Origin of the sequence: Pedobacter nototheniae (assembly GCF_004335085.1) — a bacterium.
Taxonomy (GTDB): Bacteria; Bacteroidota; Bacteroidia; order Sphingobacteriales; family Sphingobacteriaceae; genus Pedobacter; species Pedobacter nototheniae.
On record NZ_RQRS01000022.1, the window covers coordinates 16,722 to 37,971 of the forward strand.

Below are 21,250 nucleotides of genomic sequence, written 5' to 3' on the forward strand. Positions count from 1 at the left end.
CAGTGGCGAAATTAACTAAAAATCAAAAAAAGGCACATGCTAAATTAGAAGCTGGCAAAGCTTATACTTTGAAAGATGCTGCTGCTTTGGTAAAAGAAATCACTACAACTAAATTTGATGCGTCAGTAGATATTGATGTTTCATTAGGTGTAGATCCACGTAAAGCCAATCAAATGGTACGTGGTATTGCTACTTTACCACACGGAACAGGTAAAACTGTACGTGTTTTAGCTTTAGTAACTCCTGATAAGGAAGAAGAAGCAAAAGCAGCTGGCGCAGACTTCGTAGGTTTAGACGAATATGTGGCTAAAATTGAAGGTGGTTGGACCGATGTAGACATTATTATCACAACACCAGCTTGTATGGCAAAAGTGGGTAAATTAGGCCGTGTTTTAGGTCCAAGGAACTTAATGCCAAACCCAAAATCTGGAACAGTAACTAACGAAGTTGGTAAAGCTGTAACAGAGGTTAAAGCAGGTAAGATTGATTTTAAAGTAGACAAAAGCGGTATTATACACGCTTCAATAGGGAAAGTATCATTCCCAGCAGAGAAAATTTATGAAAATGCTTTAGAAGTAATTCAAGTAATTTCTAAATTAAAACCATCTGCTGCAAAAGGAACTTATTTTAAAAGCATTCACGTGTCTTCTACAATGAGTCCTGGGATTGCAATTGAAACTAAATCAGTAGCGGGGATTTAATCATGAACAGAGAAGAAAAAAACGAAGTAGTTTTAGAACTACAAGGACAAATGCAAGAGTTTGGCAATTTTTATATTGCTGATACCTCAAGCCTTTCTGTTGAGCAGATTAATAACATCCGTCGCAAATGTTTTGAAGGTGATATCGTAATGAAGGTTGCTAAAAACTCTTTAATTCGCAAAGCGATTGAAGGTTTAGAAGGCGATGCTTCTGAGATATACGAAGCCTTAAAAGGTTCTTCATCATTATTATTCTCAAAAACAGCTAATGCTCCGGCTAAGTTGATTAAAGCTTTGAGAAAAACATCTGAAAAACCATTGCTTAAAGCGGCATACATAGATTCATCAGTTTATGTTGGCGATGACCAATTGAATAACTTAGTAAGCTTAAAATCAAGAGAAGAGCTTATTGGCGATATCATTGGATTATTACAATCACCAGCTAAAAACGTTGTATCTGCCCTTAAATCAAGCGGTGGCAAAATTGCAGGAATTGTTAAAACTCTACAAGAAAGAGAAGGTTAACGAACACCTTAAGTTCGCAATTAAACAAAATTATTTTTACGTAAATTTTTAAAATCTTAATAAAATGGCAGATTTAAAAGCGTTTGCTGAGCAATTAGTAAACTTAACAGTTAAAGAAGTTAATGAATTAGCTCAAATCTTAAAAGATGAGTATGGTATCGAGCCTGCAGCTGCTGCTGTAGTTGCTGGTCCTGCTGCTGGTGGTGATGCACCTGCTGCTGCTGCAGAAAAAACATCTTTTGATGTAATCTTAAAAGAAGCTGGTGGTCAGAAATTAGCAGTTGTAAAACTTGTTAAAGACTTAACTGGTTTAGGTTTGAAAGAAGCTAAAGACTTAGTAGACGGAGCACCAAAAGAATTAAAAGCTGGTGTTGCTAAAGACGAAGCAGAAGCTCTTAAAAAACAATTAGAAGAAGCTGGAGCAGTAGTTGAAATTAAGTAATCACTTAATTTAGCTTCGCTAAAAAAGTATCAGACACCGACTGAAAATGTCGGTGTCTTTACCTGTTTATAAACATCTCATTTTGTTTGGTTGATGAGATGCTATAACCAAAGCCAAACAAATAGTTTATTCTTAAACTAAAATCTTTTAGTCCATTGGCAAAGACAGTCGAACAAAGAGTAAATTTTGCAACGAGTAAGCACATTATAGACTATCCGGATTTTCTGGATGTGCAATTGCAATCATTCAGAGAGTTTTTCCAGATAGATACAACTTCAGACGATCGCTCTAGCGAAGGTTTGTTTAAAGTGTTTGCTGAAAACTTTCCAATCACAGATTCAAGAAATATCTTCGTTTTAGAGTTTCTTGATTATTTTGTGGATCCTCCGCGTTATGATATACATGAGTGTATCGAACGTGGTTTAACGTACAATGTTCCATTAAAAGCAAAGCTTAAGCTTTCTTGTAATGATGTTGAACATGAAGATTTTGAAACCATCATTCAGGATGTGTACTTAGGTACTATTCCTTATATGACACCAAAAGGTACATTTGTAATTAACGGTGCAGAACGTGTTATCGTTTCGCAATTACACCGTTCACCAGGCGTGTTCTTCGGCCAAAGCCGTCACACAAATGGAACAAAATTGTATTCTGCTCGTGTTATTCCTTTCAAAGGTTCATGGATTGAGTTTGCTACAGACGTTAATAACGTGATGTATGCTTACATCGATCGTAAGAAAAAATTCCCGGTAACCACTTTACTACGTGCTATTGGTTATGATTCTGATAAGGATATCTTAGAGTTATTTGATCTTGCTGACGAAGTAAAAGTTAGTAAATCAGGCTTGAAGAAATATATCGGTCGTAAACTTGCTGCAAGAGTATTAAAGAAATGGGTTGAAGATTTCGTAGATGAAGATACTGGTGAGGTAGTTTCTATCGATCGTAATGAAGTGATTCTTGAAAGAGAAACTGTTCTTGAAGACGACCACATCGATATGGTTATCGAAGCGGGTGTTAAAACCATTATCTTATCTAAAGAAGATGGTGCAAGCCAGGCCGATTATACCATTATATATAATACATTACAGAAAGATACATCAAACTCTGAGAAAGAGGCTGTTGAAAACATCTACCGTGCTTTGCGTAACGCAGAACCACCTGATGAGGAAACTGCACGTGGTATCATTGACCGTTTATTCTTCTCGGATAAACGTTACGATTTAGGAGATGTTGGTCGTTACCGCATCAACCGTAAATTGAAAATGAATACTCCGGATGATGTAAAAGTTTTAACAAAAGCAGATATTATTGCAATTGTTAAGTACCTGATCAAATTGATCAACTCAAAAGAAGAAGTGGATGATATCGATCACTTATCAAACCGTCGTGTACGTACGGTAGGTGAGCAATTGTACGCACAATTTGGCGTTGGTTTAGCTCGTATGGCTAGAACAATCCGTGAGCGTATGAACATTCGCGATAATGAGGTGTTTACACCAACTGATTTGATTAACGCTCGTACGTTATCATCAGTAATCAACTCTTTCTTTGGTACTAATCAGTTATCTCAGTTTATGGATCAAACCAATCCATTAGCAGAGATTACGCACAAACGCCGTTTATCGGCCCTAGGTCCAGGTGGTTTATCACGTGAGCGTGCCGGTTTCGAGGTACGTGACGTTCACTATACTCACTATGGTCGTTTATGTACTATTGAAACTCCAGAGGGACCAAACATTGGTTTGATTTCATCACTTTGTGTGCATGCAAAAATCAATAATTTAGGTTTCATTGAAACACCATACAAACGTGTTGAAGATGGTAAAGTAGTTGTAGATTCAGATGTTATTTATCTTTCTGCTGAAGATGAAGATGGTAAAACCATCGCTCAAGCCAATGCAGAATATGATGATAATGGTGTGTTTTCTACTCCACGTGTTAAAGCACGTTACGAGGGTGACTTCCCAATTATTGAGCCTGAGAAATTAGACTTAATGGACGTTGCACCTAACCAGATTACTTCAATTGCTGCTTCATTAATTCCGTTCTTAGAACATGATGATGCGAACAGGGCCCTAATGGGATCCAACATGCAACGTCAGGCTGTACCATTGTTACGTCCTGAAGCTCCAATTGTTGGTACCGGATTAGAAGGTCGTGTAGCTCGTGACTCTAGAACCTTGATTAATGCTGAAGGTAATGGTGTTGTTGAATATGTAGATGCTAACGAAATTACTATTAAATATGAACGTAACGAAGATGATCGTTTAGTGTCATTTGAAGGTGATAGCAAAACATATCGTTTAATCAAATTCAAAAAAACCAATCAGAATACTTGTATTAACTTAAAACCAATTGTTAAAAAAGGTCAGAAAGTTACTAAAGGACAGGTACTTTGTGAAGGTTATGCAACTGAAAATGGTGAATTAGCATTAGGTAGAAACTTGAAAGTGGCATTCATGCCTTGGCAAGGTTTCAACTTTGAGGATGCGATTGTAATTAACGAGCGTATTGTTCGTGATGACGTTTTCACTTCATTGCATATTGAAGAATTTGAATTAGAGGTACGTGATACTAAACGTGGTGAAGAGGAGTTAACACCAGATATTCCTAACGTTTCAGAAGAGGCTACTAAAGATCTTGATGAGAATGGTATTATCCGCGTTGGTGCTGATGTTAAAGAAGGTGATATTTTAATTGGTAAGATTACTCCAAAAGGAGAGTCTGATCCTTCACCGGAAGAGAAATTACTACGTGCAATCTTTGGTGATAAAGCAGGTGATGTTAAAGATGCGTCTTTAAAAACTCCTCCTTCAATCCAGGGTGTAGTAATTGATACTAAATTATTCAGCCGTGCTAAGAAAACTACAAAAGCTGAAGAAAAATCAGCTATTGAGAAATTAGACAAAGGATATAACAATATCACTGAGAAATTAAAAGCAGAATTAGTTGACAAATTATTCACTATTGTAAATGGAAAAACATCTCAGGGTGTATTTAACATCTACAAAGAATTATTAGTTGCTAAAGGCGCTAAATTTACTCAGAAAATTTTAGCAGAACTTGATTATAATCACATTAGCCCTAACAAATGGACTACTGATGATGATAAGAACGAGATGATTAAAATGTTGCTTCACAACTACGGTATCCGTGTTAACGAAGAACTTGGAGCTTACAAACGCGATAAATTTGCGATTAGTGTAGGTGATGAGCTTCCTTCAGGAATCGTACAGATGGCAAAAGTTTATGTTGCTAAAAAACGTAAATTAAAAGTAGGTGATAAAATGGCGGGTCGCCACGGTAACAAAGGTATTGTTGCACGTATTGTACGTGATGAAGATATGCCTTTCTTAGCTGATGGTACTCCGGTTGATATTGTGTTGAACCCACTGGGTGTACCTTCACGTATGAACCTTGGTCAGATTTATGAAACGATTTTAGCGTGGGCAGGACAAGAATTAGGCGTTAAATTTGCAACTCCTATTTTTGATGGTGCTACTCACCACGAGGTTGAAGAATGGATCGCTAAAGCAGGAGTTCCTGCTTCAGGAAAAACTTACTTATACAATGGTTTAACGGGAGATCGTTTCGATCAAACTACAACTGTAGGTATTATCTATATGTTGAAACTTGGTCACATGGTTGATGATAAGATGCACGCCCGTTCAATCGGACCATACTCATTAATTACACAACAACCATTGGGTGGTAAAGCTCAATTCGGTGGTCAGCGTTTTGGTGAGATGGAGGTTTGGGCATTAGAGGCATTCGGTGCAGCTAATATTCTTCAAGAAATCTTAACCGTTAAATCGGATGATGTAATCGGAAGAGCAAAAACTTACGAAGCCATTGTTAAAGGTGAAAACTTACCAACTCCTGGTGTACCAGAATCATTTAATGTATTGGTACATGAGTTACGCGGTTTAGGTTTAGATATTACGTTAGACTAATTGAATGAAAGAATGAGTGAATGAGTGAATGGTGGGTAACTGTCATTCAATCATTCAATCACTCAATCCTTCGATCATTAAAGAAAGAGATATGTCTTACAAAAAGGATAATAAATTAAAAAGCAATTTCACATCGATAACCATTAGCTTATCGTCTCCAGAGATTATTTTGGAACGTTCAAGCGGTGAGGTGTTGAAACCGGAAACCATTAACTATCGTACTTACAAACCAGAACGTGACGGTTTGTTTTGCGAGCGTATTTTTGGTCCGGTAAAAGATTACGAATGTCATTGCGGTAAATACAAACGTATCCGTTATAAAGGTATTGTTTGCGATCGTTGTGGTGTTGAAGTAACAGAAAAGAAAGTACGTCGTGAGCGTATGGGACACATTGCTTTAGTGGTTCCTGTTGCACACATCTGGTATTTCCGTTCTTTACCTAACAAAATCGGTTATTTATTAGGTTTACCTACTAAAAAATTAGATTTAATTATCTATTACGAACGTTACGTTGTTATTCAATCTGGCTTAATGGCAGAAGAAGGTATCAACTATATGGACTTCTTAACAGAGGAAGAATATTTAGATATTTTAGATAAATTACCTAAAGAAAACCAATACTTAGACGATAAAGATCCTAATAAATTCATCGCCAAAATGGGTGCTGAAGCATTAGAAGATTTATTAAAACGTATTAACTTAGATACTTTATCTTACGATTTACGTCACCAAGCAGCAAACGAAACTTCACAACAACGTAAAAACGAAGCCTTAAAACGCTTACAAGTTGTTGAGGCTTTCCGTGGTGCTAATACACGTATTCAGAATAACCCAGAGTGGATGATTGTTAAAATCGTTCCAGTTATTCCACCAGAATTACGTCCTTTAGTTCCATTAGAAGGTGGTCGTTTTGCAACTTCAGATTTAAATGATTTATACCGTCGTGTAATTATCCGTAACAACCGTTTAAAACGTTTGATCGAGATTAAAGCACCAGAGGTAATTTTACGTAATGAGAAACGTATGTTACAGGAAGCTGTAGATTCGTTATTCGATAACTCACGTAAAGTTAACGCGGTAAAAACTGAAGGTAACCGTGCTTTGAAATCACTTTCAGATATTTTGAAAGGTAAACAAGGTCGTTTCCGTCAAAACTTATTAGGTAAACGTGTGGATTATTCTGCCCGTTCTGTAATTGTTGTAGGGCCAAGCCTTAAATTACACGAATGTGGTTTACCAAAAGATATGGCTGCTGAGCTATATAAACCATTCATCATTCGTAAAATGATCGAAAGAGGTGTGGTTAAAACAGTAAAATCAGCTAAAAAAATTGTAGATAGAAAAGATCCTTTAGTTTGGGATATCTTAGAAAACGTGTTAAAAGGTCACCCGGTATTATTAAACCGTGCACCTACATTACACCGTTTAGGTATTCAGGCTTTCCAACCAAAATTGGTTGAAGGTAAAGCGATCCAGTTACACCCATTAGTTTGTACCGCATTCAACGCCGATTTTGATGGTGACCAGATGGCTGTCCACTTACCGTTAGGTAATGCAGCAATTTTGGAAGCCCAAGTATTGATGTTAGCGGCACACAACATCTTAAACCCTGCAAACGGTACTCCAATTACTGTACCATCTCAGGATATGGTTTTGGGTCTTTATTATATTACTAAAGGCCGTAGAACAGATGAAACTCGTGTTGTAAAAGGACAGGATTCTAGCTTCTATTCTCCAGAAGAGGTTATCATTGCTTATAATGAGAAACAATTAGACTTGCATGCATTTATTAAAGTAAAAGTAAATGTTAAGCAAAATGATGGTTCTATCGTTAATAAGTTAACTGAAACTACTGTTGGTAGAGTATTGTTTAACCAAATGGTTCCGGAAGAAGTTGGTTATATCAACGAATTATTAACTAAGAAATCGTTAAGAGATATTATCGGTGAGGTAGTTAAAATGACTGGTATGGCCCGTGCTTCAAGATTCTTAGATGATATCAAAGAATTAGGATTCCGTATGGCATTCCAAGGTGGTTTATCGTTCAACTTACAAGACGTAAACATTCCGGTAGAGAAACATACATTATTAGAACAAGCGGCTGCAGAAGTTGAAGAGGTAAGAAACAACTATAACATGGGTTTCATTACCAACAACGAACGTTACAACCAGATTATCGATATCTGGACCCGTATCAACAACAGGTTAACTACTTTCGTTATGACTCAGTTATCATCAGATAACCAAGGTTTTAACTCAGTTTACATGATGCTTGATTCAGGTGCACGTGGTTCGAAAGAGCAGATTCGTCAGCTGTGCGGTATGCGTGGTTTGATGGCTAAGCCTCAAAAATCTGGTTCAGGTGGTGATATCATTGAAAACCCGATCTTATCAAACTTTAAAGAAGGTTTATCGGTATTAGAGTACTTTATCTCTACTCACGGTGCTCGTAAAGGTTTGGCGGATACGGCTTTAAAAACGGCGGATGCGGGTTACTTAACTCGTCGTTTACATGATGTTGCACAAGATATGATTGTTAACGATAACGATTGTGGTACTTTAAGAGGTATGTACACAACTGCGTTAAAAGATAACGAAGATATTGTTGAGCCATTATATGACAGAATTTTAGGTCGTACTTCATTACATGATGTTTATAATCCTTTGGATAATACATTATTAGTAGGTGCGGGCGAAGATATTAACGAAGATGTAGCTAAACTAATTGAGGAATCTCCATTAGAAGGTATCGAAATTCGTTCGGTGTTAACTTGCGAATCTAAACGTGGTGTTTGTGCATTATGTTATGGCCGTAACTTAGCATCTGGTAAACGTGTTCAAAGAGGAGAGGCTGTAGGTGTAATTGCTGCACAGTCAATCGGTGAGCCGGGTACACAGTTAACACTTCGTACATTCCACGTGGGTGGTACGGCATCAAACATTGCTGCAGAATCAAATATCGTAGCTAAATTTGATGGTGTTATCGAATTCGAAAATATCCGTACGGTTGATACAGAAACAGAAGATGGTAAAGTACAAGTTGTATTAGGCCGTTCTGGTGAGTTCAAAATTGTTGAACCAGGTTCAGGTCGTGTGATCGTAACCAACAACATCCCTTATGGTGCATTCTTATTTGTTAAAGAAGGTGATCGTTTAACTAAAGGTGATAAAATCTGCTCGTGGGATCCGTACAACGCGGTAATCATTTCAGAATTTGCCGGTAAAGCACAATTTGATGCAATTATTGAAGGTGTAACCTTCCGTGAAGAATCAGATGAGCAAACTGGTCACCGTGAAAAAGTTATTATCGATACTCGTGATAAAACGAAAAACCCTTCAGTTCAAATTGTTGACAAAAAAGGCGAGTTTATTAAAGGCTATAACATTCCAGTAGGTGCTCACGTTTCAGTTGATGAAGGTGAAACTATTCAAACTGGTCAAATTATCGCTAAAATACCTCGTGCTACTGGTAAAACCCGAGATATTACGGGTGGTTTACCACGTGTAACGGAATTATTCGAAGCACGTAATCCATCTAACCCGGCTGTAGTAACCGAAATTGATGGTGTAGTAACCTTAGGTGGCGTTAAACGTGGTAATCGTGAGATTACAATCGAATCTAAAGATGGTGAAGTTAAAAAATACCTTGTTCCATTGTCTAAACACATCCTTGTACAGGATAATGACTTTGTGAAAGCTGGTATGCCTTTATCAGATGGTTCAATTTCTCCTGCAGATATCTTATCAATTAAAGGACCAGCAGCGGTTCAAGAGTACTTAGTAAATGGTATTCAAGAGGTTTACCGTTTGCAAGGTGTGAAAATTAACGATAAGCACTTCGAGGTAATTGTGCACCAGATGATGCAGAAAGTTCACATTGAAGATCCAGGTGATACTATTTTCTTAGAAAACAATGCTGTTGATCGTTGGGATTTTGCTGACGAAAACGATGCAATGTATGACAAGAAAGTTGTTGAAGATGCAGGTGATTCAAATGATTTCAAACCAGGACAGATCGTTTCATTACGTAGATTAAGAGATGAAAATTCTCAATTGAAACGTAAAGATTTAAAACAAATTACTGTTCGTGATGCGAGACCAGCTACTGCAAGTTCAATTTTGCAAGGTATTACAAGAGCATCATTAGGTACTAAATCGTTCATTTCTGCGGCTTCGTTCCAGGAAACTACGAAAGTATTAAATGAGGCAGCTATTGCAGGTAAACGCGATAATATGTTAGGCTTGAAAGAAAACGTGATCGTTGGTCACTTAATCCCTTCAGGTACTGGTGTACGTGGTTACGAGCGTATCATTGTAGGATCTCAAGAAGAGTACGATAAATTATTAGCTTCGAAACAAGAAGAAGTAGAAGCATAATATTTTAAATATTTAAAAATTAAGGGCTGTTTCCAAAAGAAACAGCCCTTTTTGTTTGCGATAAATTTTAAAGCCTGACAGTTATATACTAACTTTAAGGCGCTTATTACAGAGAATTATAATTATTATGGAAGAACAACAAAACGAAAACCAACTAAATATAGAGTTATCAGAAGAAATTGCTGAAGGGATTTTTTCTAATCTGGCAATTATTACACACTCAAATACTGAATTTGTGTTGGATTTTATTCGCGTAATGCCAGGAGTACCTAAGGCAAAAGTAAAATCGCGTATTATTTTAACACCAGAACACGCAAAGCGCTTATTATCAGCTTTAGAAGATAATATTGCCAAATTTGAAGGTGTAAATGGTCGTATTAAAACACAAGAAGAACCTCCATTCCCTATGGGTTTCGGCGGGCCAACTGCGCAGGCATAATTTTTTATTGCCTGTTACATTTTTTATCCCATTTATAAAAGCATCTTTTAAACCATCAAATTGGAATAAAAGATGTTTTTCAAATTAACTTTTCTGCTAAATCTTTCCTTAAATTTAGATTGTATACTTAGTAAGTCTTTGTATATTATGTTGTTGTGGCGTTTATTTTAAATAAATTACTATTTATTAAGTCACTAAAACAAGTATAGGTAGGCAAGTGTTAAGCATTGTAACAATTCACAATTTCACAAATAATTACTTGTTTACTATGTTAGCATAGTATATATTTGTGTATAACCATTTATAAGCATGAAAAAAATTTTATTAAGCGTATTACTTGCGGCTCCTTTATGGGTATTGGGGCAAGGTTTCCAGGTTAACCTGCAAGGACAAAAGCAAATAGGGATGGCCGGAGCCGGGTCAGCACTTGCGTTGGATGAGGCTTCAGTATTTTTCAACCCAGGAGCTGTTACTTTTCTTGAAAAGAATTCCATTTCAGGAGGTGTGAACCCTTTATTATTTAAATCTGCTTTTCAACTTTCGGGCTCTAATATTACGGAGAATGTAAAGAATAAAATTGCTCCTCCCTTTGAATTTTATGCTGTTTGGGGTCCAAAATCAGGCAAATGGAAATTGGGTTTAGGTGTTTATACGCCATTCGGTGGCTTGGTTGATTGGGGCGATAACTGGTCAGGCAAATACTCTTTAACATCATTAAATTTAAAGGCAATATATTTCCAACCAACTTTGAGTGTTAAAATTACAGATGCGATTGGTATAGGTGCAGGTTTTGTATATAATCATGGAGAAGTAGATCTACAAAAAGCAATTCCTTACGATTTTGCAGACGGAAGATCGGCTTCAGCTCAATTAAAAGGTACTGGTAAAGGTTATGGCTGGAATGCTGGTATTTATATTAAAACCTTAAGTGATGTTACTTTTGCGATTACACACAAATCTAAAGTTATTACAAAATTAGATGGTGGAGAAGCAAACTTTGATGTTCCAGAGTCATTAAGAGGTGCTTTCCCAAGAGGAAATACATTTAATGCTGAGTTACCATTACCAGCTACAACATCGTTAGGTATTGGTATTCCATTATCAAAAAGCACAAAACTAGCTTTTGATGCAAGTTGGGTGCAATGGCATGTTTACCAAGAGTTAGCATTTGATTACGCAATTAACCCTCCAGGGGGCTTACCAGATACAAAATCACCGCGCAACTATCGTGATGGATCATCATTTAAATTAGGTATTAATCATCAGGCATCAGAGAAATTAGCTTTGAGAGCAGGTGTGGGTTATGCTTTTTCTCCAGTACAAGATGGATATGTAACGCCTGAGGCACCAGATGCTGATCGTTATATTTTAAGTGCAGGTGCAGGTTATTCTTTTACTTCTAAATTTGAGGTAAATGCATCATTCTTTTTCGAAGATGTAAAATCACGTAAACAGAAAAATATTGAAACTAATTTAGATGGTACATTTAAAACGCTAGTTTATGCGCCAGGTATTTCTTTAACATATAAATGGTAGGAGAGTTAAAAATGAAAAAATATATATTTAATAGCTTAATTGCTGCTACCATATTATTTGCAGCATCATGTAAACCAGAAATAGATTCGCCAGCTGGTACAACCGCAGGACAGGCAAATTTTTCTAAATACATTGCAGTTGGTAACTCTTTAACTTCAGGTTATGCCGATAACGGATTGTATCTGGAAGGACAGAAAGTTGCTTTTCCTAATTTAATAGCTGATAAAATGAAATCTGTTGGTGGTGGAAGTTTCACTTCTCCATTTTTTACAGATGCACAGGCAAGTGGATCGGGTTACTTACAATTAACCGCTTTGGTAAATGGTGTACCTACAATTACGCCCGTACCTGGCGCTGCCTTATCTAATGGTAAATTAACTAAGTATTCTGGCGAAATTCAAAATCTTGGTATTCCAGGAATGCGTTTAGATTTAGCTTTTGATCCTACTTTCACATTTAGTCAAGCTAACATTTATTTCGAGCGCTTATTAACGGATGCTCAGGTAGGAAAAACTAATTATTCACAATTTGTACAAGGAAGAAATCATACTTTTTTCTCTTTATGGTTGGGTAATAATGATGTTTTAGGATATGCAACAAATGGAGGTGTAACAACTGATGCGACAAATAGATTAACAGATAAATCTACTTTTTCGTTTCTTTATACCAACATGTTAAATATTCTCACAGCTGCTGGTCAAAAAGGTGTGGTTGCAACAATTCCTGATGTTACTGCAATTCCTTTCTTCAATACGGTTACTATTCCTGCATTATTAACTGCGTCTAAATTACCATTGACTACACCAATTTACATTCAAACCGCTGCTGGCGCTAGAGTTGCAACTGCTGAAGATTTGTTTACCTTATCTTTCCAAACTGCTGCTCCACTTTTATTGGGTAAACCAAATGCTGTTGGCGCTCCTTATGGTTTTCATCCGGCAAATCCTATTGAAAGTAAATGGGTATTAGATAAGGATGAGGTGGCTCAGGTAAAAGATTATGTTTTGAGTTACAATAGTACTATAAAATCTTTAGCAAATAGTAAAGGTTTAGCAGTAGCTGATGCCTATACATTTCTTAATCAGGTTAAAGCTGGTTTAGTAATTGATGGTGTTCCTGTAGATGCAAGATTTATTCAAGGTGGCGCTTTCTCGTTAGATGGTGTGCACTTAACGCCAAGAGGAAATGCAGCTATGGCTAATTTATTTATTAATGCAATAAATAATAAATATGGTTCTACAATTCCAGTAGTTGATATTTCACAATATAGAGGAACTAAATTCCCGAATTAATAAAGAATCACTTTTAATCAAAAAAGCGCTGCGAATTTAAATTTGTAGCGCTTTTTTATTTTATTAGATTTTCGAATTTATAAATCGAATTACTTCTTCACTGTTATTCGGCTCAAACCATTTGATCTCTTCATCTCTCCTAAACCAGGTAAGTTGGCGTTTTGCAAAACGACGGGTGTTTTGTTTTATTAGTTTGGACGTTAGCTTTATAAGCTCGGGTGTCAATTATAAATGAAGGTGCTAGCTTTACAAACGGAGTTTATAGCTTAACTTTTACGCAATAAGAGGGGCTGTTCAAACTGTGTCATTGATTAAGAAGAAGACTTTGAATTAAGCTCACCCACAACGTATAAGATTTTTACCTGTAGTCGGTGATGACACCGACTACTTTCATACGCCTCATAATCAACTTGATTCTATAACAATGTTTAACCGATAAATATTTTAAGCTATTGAAGATAACACCAACTAGAAGAGTAAACCTTCAACTTGTTATGCACCCCCCCATTAATATGTGACAGATAAAAATAAATTAATTTATTTTTATCTGTTCAATAGTGATAATATTTATATACTTTGTGTTTTTATTTACAAAAATAACTTTAAATAAACTAATGCGCTCGATACAAAAACAAATCTGGGAGATTAAATAGAGTTAGTTCAACTCGAAATCTCACTAAACATCCTTTAAATAGTATCAATATCATTATTGTTTGTAAACTTAAAATAATTTGAAACAGTTGTTATTAATATAAGTATGTCAAAATTTAACCCATTTCGTATTCTGGTCATTTTAAATGTCCTATTTATTATCTCTACTTTTTTTTTAGTAACAAGACTTTTCTTGAAGAGCGATAAGATTGCCTATTTAGATTCTTCAAAAATCCTTTCTGAATTTAAGGGAGCTGAAGAGGCAAAAAAAGCCTTTGGTACGAAAGCAAAGACATGGCAATCCAATATAGATTCTCTAGCTACAGAGGTGCAGAATTCGATTAGGAAATATGAAAAAGATTTAGCTACTATGTCTTCAAAGGAGCAAAACCTTTCAAAACAATTGCTTGGAAATAAACAAAAACAATTGGGTGATTATCAAAATGCAATAAGAGAAAATGCAAAACAGGAAGATGCTAAGTTAACTCAAGATGTTGTTGCAAAAATAAATGCTTATTTAACAAAATATGGTGAGCAAGAAAATTATAAAATAATATTTATTGCTAATCAATCGGGTACAATTGCATATGCTGAAAAGGGATTGGACATTACTAAAGATGTAATTGACGGATTAAATAAAGAGTATGCAAACTCTAAAAAATGATAAATAATTCTAAAATTTTGCCGCTCTTGTTTTTTTTTTATGTAGCTGTTCAGTTTGCTTGTAATAAACCAATCAAGAGTAAAAAGGAATTGCTTGCTTATGTGTATAAGCCTGATAACGGATTAACAAGTATCACTCAAGCCGGAGAAATTGAGACTCGTTTATCTTATATCCCCTGGCAGGCACAAGCTTATGATAACCAATCAAAGAAGATAAAATTAAACCCCAAAAGTTTGATTAGCATAAAAAACAATTATGCTTTTGTTCTAGGCTTTTCAAAAGATAAAAAAGAAGTTCTCAGACAATTAGATTTTAATACCTATAGTGAAATCTTACAGGTTTTAGCTTTTAGAATGCAGAACTACATTGTTGCGAAGATAGATGGAGGTAAACCCGTCACTCCTTTAAGTTGCACATTCCAGCAAACGTATGGGATGTCTACCACCAATAATTTACTTTTGATTTTTGATAAAAAAGCGATTGCCACCACTGGCTTTATAACTGTTTTCGTTAAGGAATTTGGACTCAAGACTGGAGATTTTCAGTTTAGAATCAATACATCAGATATTACAAAACTTCAAAAAAATATACAATTCTAAATATGATACGCTCTAGGAAATACATTGCTGCATTCTTATTACTGGTAATTTTGAGCCAGGTCTCTGCACCGACTGTTGCTTTTGCTTTAACCTCGGGGCCAACTGCTCCTGAGGCAACAAGTTTTGAGCCTGTTGATACAACCGATATGGTAAACCCATTGACTGGAGATTTTACTTATAATACGCCATTGATGGAAGTTCCCGGGCCAGAAGGGGGTTATCCGCTATCTTTATCTTATCATGCAGGGATTCAGCCTAATGAAGAAGCCTCCTGGGTTGGTTTAGGTTGGACATTAAATCCAGGGGCAATAGCCAGAAATGTAAATGGCTATCCTGATGATTTTAAAGACGTAAATAATACCATCCGTTCTTATTGGAGTGGTGGTACAACAAAAACAGTTGGTGTTGATGTTGGAATTGGTCTGGGGCCAGTTTCAGTGAATTTTGGATTAGAATTTTCTCAAGATACCTATAAAGGCTTTGGTATTGGAGCATCAATTGGCGGAGGATTTGGCTGGTACCTCAATAGTAATGTTGGTATTGGTGTTGGAGCAACAGTAGGTACATCTGCCTTTGGCGAAAACTATGCTGGTATAACTGGAGGGTTATCTATAGGTAAAGCCGGCACAGAAGGAATAAAATTAGGTATTGGGGTAAGTGTAAATACAAATTTTAAAGATGTAAATGTTGGTGCAAATGCCGGAATTAGTTATAGCGATGGCAATAAATTTAGCGCTTCCTTATTAGGAGCTTCTATAAGTTCAAGTGGTGGTGGTGTTTCAATTTCAGCAGGAGGAGGTACATCTTCAGTTAATAGTGCTAATTCTGGTAAAATTCAAACTGAATCTTCAGGTTGGTCTTTTACAATACCATTACCCATTGTGAGTATTGGAATAAGTTCTAATTATATGAGATATTGGTCTGACGAAACAGATAATGTACTTACAAATGGTTCGTTATATGCACCGGTAATTCCTGGCGATTTGAATAATACTGCTTATGATACCTACAGATTACTTAATCCCAATCGCGCCAATATTGTAGATAATCCAGATCCTGACAGATTAATTGGAGGTTCATATCCTGATTTTGATAATTATAGTGTAACTGCCCAGGGTTTAAGTGGTAATATGAGGCCGTATGCTTATCAGGCTGTAGTTTATAAACAAAATACAATTAATAATGATCATAATAACGACATAACAGCTAGAGTTATTTCTTCAAACAAGCAAAACCCAACCTCGTATGGTTTTAGATTTGAAAACGATTTTTCTAATAGTTACAGGCAAAATGCAAATGCAATAACAGCTAGTAATTTCGATTTTGCGAATCCAAAATATGGAAATAATGATGGAGATTATGGTTATGACAATACACAAAATAAATTAGCAGGATCAAAAAGCATTCAATATTTTACGAATGAACAGATTAATTCGTCCTATGCTAAAGAACATGGTTTTTGTAATTATGTTAGGGGTGGATATATGAGAAACGCTGATCCATTACTTGATAAACAGATTGGTGGGTTTATGATTACCAATGCGAGTGGTGTTACTTATCATTATGCATTACCAGCGTATTCGGGTGGTGAGCAGGTTTACACCGAAAAAATTAGTCGGAGTGAAGGACATACATTTAATAATCTAAAAAAACCAACCAAATATGCATATACCTGGTTTTTGACAGCCATTACTGGACCTGATTATGTCGATAGAAATAATGATGGCATCGTAAATAAAGATGATTGGGGATACTGGGTTAAATTTGATTATGGCAAGTGGTCTTCTTATTACAGCTGGAGAAATCCATCTGAAGGGTTTCATAAAGATATTGATTCGGAATTCCAAAGTGTTTCATCAGGAATAAAAGACGTTTATTACCTAAATACAATAAGAACCCGCTCACATGTAGCCGTATTTGAAAAATCAAATAGGGCTGATGCTAAAAGCATCTCTGAAGATGGATTATGGAATAACCAAGGAGATATTCCTATGGATAATGTTTCTACTGTATCATCCCTAAAACTTAGTAGAGTTTATTTATTGAAATCAGATGATTTCGACGCTCTTAATAAAAGCGTTTTTTATTTAAATAACCTTGATCTAACGCTGGATGGAGTTGCATCTAAAAATTATGTAGATAATATGTATTTAGGAGTATCTAACCTTTTGCAAAGTAAAAATAATGTAATTGATGACAAGGACATCCTGAAAGTGTACGACACTTTTAAAGATAAATGCATACGATCAATTCGATTCAATTATGACTACTCATTATGCAATGGTGTCCCGAATAGTTACGATCCGAATGGAGATAGATACGCAAGTCAACAAATTAATACATTAAATTATCCAAGAATAGGAAAGTTAACTTTATTATCAATTGAAAACCTAGGCAGAAATGAGACATCTATTGAACCACCAACAGAATTTGAATACGATTTAGATCCTACACTTCCCGAGAATTCAGATAATATTCAAATTATAAATAATGGCTCATTAAAACAAATTCTGTGCAGTTCACCAGATAAATTTGAAAAAGGTGATATCATAAAATTTAACTTTAATGGCAGAGATTATTATTGTGTATTTCTATCTCGATCTTCTAACCTTTACACGGTTCAATATTTAAATGCTACTCCTGATGTTACGGCCAGTGGCTCTATTACTGCTATAAAAACTAAAAACCCACCTTATAATAAGGATGCAGTAGATATTTGGGGAATGTATAAATCTGATTATAATGGAAGTACAGGGAATGAAAATTTAGATAGAATGACCACTCCGGTTTCGAATGCTGCAGCTGATGTGTGGTGTTTAAGAAAAATTAAAAGTCAACTTGGAGCAGATATTAATATTACTTACGAAGGCGATGATTACACCAAATCTACTTTAAATAAAAGTAAAGCACTAATCATTACTGATTTTGATAATGAATCTCAAAGAGCGCAGCGCAGTATTGTGTGTACTGTAGTTTATCCAAATACAGATATAAAAGATTATTTAAAAGAAGGGGATAAAGTAAGTTTAGTTTTGCTGAAAAAAGAATTAGAGATTCAAAACGGAAGGCTTAATACAAAGTATTCTATTATAAACAGTAATAATTATGGAGATCAAATTGTAACATCCGTTAATGGAACGAGACTTACCATAAAATATACTGATGCTTTATATAATGAGATTATTAGAAAAACAAGTAGATGGGTATATGCCGATGATAACGGTAATACAATGGGGCTTGGAAGAATTAAAGCTGGTAACATTGGAGTAAGTAATAGAATTGATAAATACTATGGTGGTGGTATTAGAGTGAGGCAGATTGAAATAGATGCTTTAGATGGAAATATAAAGCGAACAAAATATACTTACACTTTACCCCAGGTAAATAGTCAGAGTGCAAGTTTGTCATCAGGAGCTACGGCATATGAACCCAATTTGTTTGATATTGATAATGTTAGGAGTTGGTTAGTTAATCATCCCCCGTTTCCGGATAATCCTAACTTATACGTACCCGATAGTAGAGAACAGATCAATGAAACTGTAAAATCATTCAGAAGGGAGTTGTATCAAGGTATGAATTATCTACTAGGAATTGCCAGAGAACTTCCATCTCCCGGAATAATGTACGAGTATGTAACTATTAATGATGAGAATGTAACTCCTGATGGTGCTGTAACTAGTGTTGCAGGTAAAACCACTTATCAGTATGAGGTATTTAAGGACAATATGATCGGAAAAAAAGAGTACAGTTATGAGGAGAGCTCTAATACCCGGGTGATTAATATGTCGTTAAAAAACTATACCAGTAGAATTGGTAATTTAAAGCGTACAATTTCCTATGATAATAATGGAAATAAACTTACAGAAATAATTAATCACTATTTGCATGATCCAATTGGAGATGATTCTTTTGAAACACAAGCAAGTAATTATGATTTGTCTCTATTGCGCTTTAATTATCAGGGTGTTATTCAGGAACGTTATGGGGATGCAAGAACCATAATGGAAAATGGAACGCCAATCTACAAAACCATTATGTCTGGACGTGATTTTTACCCGGCTATTCAAACAGGCACTACACAGATTGATTATAAAAATGGGACAAAAATAAAACAGGAGAATTTAGCTTTTGACTTTTATAACGGATTAATTTCAAAAACTTTAACAACGGATAGTTATGGGAATAGATTTGTGAATGAAATAACACCAGCTTATCGAATCTATGCTGGTATGGGTTTAAAAATAAGTGAACCTATAAATGGTGTACGGAAAAATATGTTGGTGCAGCAGGCATCTTCTAAAACAACCAAGATAGGCTCCGACAATCAATTACTAGGAATTGTTTCTGCAAGCGCTCAAACATGGAGCAACGATATACAGGTTTTAGACCCAATAGGGCTTACAACAACTTATGGGCAGAAAAATATTTGGAGAAAAAAGGCTAGTTACAATTGGTTACCCGAAGGTACTTCTGTTGATAATCTGACTAATCCAGGTTCTTTTCAGGATTATTTTTCTGGTGGTGCAAACAATCCGAACTGGAAAAAAACTGCTGATATTAAACTGTATAATGTATACTCTGGTGCTTTAGAAGCAACTGATATTAATAATAAATATGCAGCAACAAAAATGGGTTATTCTAACAGCAAGGTAACTTTAAGTGGTGCTCCTGCTAGATATAATGAAATTGCTTTTTCGGGTGCAGAAGATATGTATATAAAAACACAAGATCAATATATACAAACTGGAGATGGCGAATTTGAAGGTGGAGTTAGGGTAGGAAATGCATTGGTAACCTCTGCAACTGCGCATACTGGAACTCAAAGCCTTTCGTTAACCCAGTTAGGTAAAGGATTTATATATTCTGTTTTGATAGATAAGCTAGATCCTGACAGACGAAATTATATAATCTCAGCTTGGGTAAAACCATCTAACGGAGATATATCTGAAGCCCGGCTTTTTTATCAAATAGATAATGGTTTGGAAGTATTAAACAGACCAAATTTCCAAAAACAAGCCGCAGGATGGTATCTGCTTGAAATGACTATTCCGGCAGCATCTATTACATCAGGTATACTCACTGTTGGAGTTATGAATGCAGGTAGAAACATGTTTTATGCCGATGATTTCAGATTTCAACCATTAGATGCAGTAACTACTGCCTATGTTTATGATAATAAAAACGGCCAACTTACCCACATTTTAAACAATAATAATTTATTCATAAAGTATGAATATGATAATGTTGGCCGACTTATTAGAACTTATAAAGAAGTGCTGGGCAAACCAAACGTCCCTCTAATTAAAGAATATAATTATAATTATGCTAAACCCATTAAAAATAATGTGCTTACTTATTACAATAAGGAACAAAGTAAGGGGTTTCGTAAAAATAATTGTTATGAAAATACAAGTTACGAGCCTGAAGAAGTTATTTATACTGTGCCTGCCAACAAGTATGTGTCATCAATAAGTCAGGCCGATGCCGATCAAAAAGCTTATAATGATTTAGCTACTAACGGCCAGGCTCATGCAAATGAACTTGGAGGCTGTGGATCTATTTATTGGAATAAAGCACAGTTGTCTCTCTTTCAAAAGAACGATTGTACAGCATCTGACCAAGTAATCCCTACATGGATTACTTTAAGCGTGCCTGCAGATAAGTATTGGGCCACTAGCCAAAAAAAAGCAGACGACCGGGCACGTGTTGATATGTCTCAGGATGAAGCTAATAGTTTAACAACTTGCCTCGATAAAAACACTATGTTACAAGGTGAGGTTTATATCAATAATAGCCTATCAACAAGTTATAATGATATTATAATAGACGGTATCCCTTGTCAATATGCAACCGGAAAAACGCAAAAAGCCATAACACTTGAACCAGGAAAACATCTTTTTAAATTTAATCTCTTTGCAGGTATTAGATCTCTACCTATAAAATACAAAATTAATGGAGTAGAGGTTAAAAGTGATCCTAAAGACAACTTTATAGAAATGGGCATAAAAGTCGATGAGCCTTTGTTTATACTTATTTATACCGAGAAAACAACTTATTAAAGTAAT

General features: G+C 35.6%; 12 protein-coding genes. 11 read left to right on the forward strand and 1 reads right to left on the reverse strand.

Features of this window, described 5'->3' with window-relative positions; all coding sequences use genetic code 11:
* Positions 1-2: 2 nt before the first annotated feature.
* From rplA to EHC72_RS17555, 8 genes are all read left to right on the forward strand, one after another.
* The gene (gene rplA, locus EHC72_RS17520; protein ID WP_131539010.1) at positions 3-701 is read left to right on the forward strand and encodes a 50S ribosomal protein L1; all 699 of its coding nucleotides are present in this window, start codon (positions 3-5) and stop codon (positions 699-701) included.
* 2 nt (positions 702-703) lie between these two features.
* Positions 704-1,225: a 50S ribosomal protein L10 gene (rplJ, locus tag EHC72_RS17525; RefSeq protein WP_131539011.1), complete on the forward strand. Its 522-nt coding sequence runs from the start codon at positions 704-706 to the stop codon at positions 1,223-1,225.
* A 64-nt stretch (positions 1,226-1,289) separates the two neighbouring features.
* On the forward strand, positions 1,290-1,667 hold the full coding sequence (gene rplL / locus EHC72_RS17530; protein ID WP_010601097.1) for a 50S ribosomal protein L7/L12: 378 nt from the start codon (positions 1,290-1,292) through the stop codon (positions 1,665-1,667).
* 155 nt (positions 1,668-1,822) lie between these two features.
* Positions 1,823-5,626, forward strand: a complete 3,804-nt coding sequence (gene rpoB / locus EHC72_RS17535; protein ID WP_131539012.1) for a DNA-directed RNA polymerase subunit beta — start codon at positions 1,823-1,825, stop codon at positions 5,624-5,626.
* 91 nt (positions 5,627-5,717) lie between these two features.
* A complete protein-coding gene (gene rpoC / locus EHC72_RS17540) occupies positions 5,718-10,004 on the forward strand; it encodes a DNA-directed RNA polymerase subunit beta' (protein ID WP_131539013.1) in 4,287 nt (1,428 codons plus the stop codon).
* A gap of 127 nt (positions 10,005-10,131) precedes the next feature.
* Complete coding sequence (locus tag EHC72_RS17545) at positions 10,132-10,443, forward strand: DUF3467 domain-containing protein (RefSeq protein WP_131539014.1); 312 nt, start codon at positions 10,132-10,134, stop codon at positions 10,441-10,443.
* 309 nt (positions 10,444-10,752) lie between these two features.
* Positions 10,753-11,979, forward strand: coding sequence for an OmpP1/FadL family transporter (locus tag EHC72_RS17550; protein WP_131539015.1), 1,227 nt, complete (start codon positions 10,753-10,755; stop codon positions 11,977-11,979).
* Between the two features lie 11 nt (positions 11,980-11,990).
* Positions 11,991-13,271, forward strand: a complete 1,281-nt coding sequence (locus tag EHC72_RS17555) for an SGNH/GDSL hydrolase family protein (protein ID WP_165585859.1) — start codon at positions 11,991-11,993, stop codon at positions 13,269-13,271.
* Between the two features lie 63 nt (positions 13,272-13,334).
* Here EHC72_RS17555 and EHC72_RS23315 read toward each other — a convergent pair whose 3' ends face one another.
* Positions 13,335-13,496, reverse strand: a complete 162-nt coding sequence (locus tag EHC72_RS23315) for a hypothetical protein (RefSeq protein ID WP_131539017.1) — start codon at positions 13,494-13,496, stop codon at positions 13,335-13,337.
* Positions 13,497-14,028: 532 nt separating this feature from the next.
* Between EHC72_RS23315 and EHC72_RS17565 the strand changes: the two genes are divergently transcribed.
* The 3 genes from EHC72_RS17565 to EHC72_RS17575 are packed head-to-tail and all read left to right on the forward strand — an operon-like array spanning position 14,029 to position 21,244.
* The gene (locus EHC72_RS17565) at positions 14,029-14,586 is read left to right on the forward strand and encodes an OmpH family outer membrane protein (protein WP_131539018.1); all 558 of its coding nucleotides are present in this window, start codon (positions 14,029-14,031) and stop codon (positions 14,584-14,586) included.
* Positions 14,583-15,185, forward strand: a complete 603-nt coding sequence (locus EHC72_RS17570; protein WP_131539019.1) for a hypothetical protein — start codon at positions 14,583-14,585, stop codon at positions 15,183-15,185. The genes EHC72_RS17565 and EHC72_RS17570 overlap by 4 nt, the downstream gene beginning before the upstream one ends.
* Before the next feature lie 2 nt (positions 15,186-15,187).
* Entirely contained in the window at positions 15,188-21,244 is a 6,057-nt protein-coding gene (locus EHC72_RS17575; RefSeq protein ID WP_131539020.1) for a DUF5977 domain-containing protein, read from the forward strand.
* The last annotated feature ends 6 nt before the right edge of the window (positions 21,245-21,250 follow it).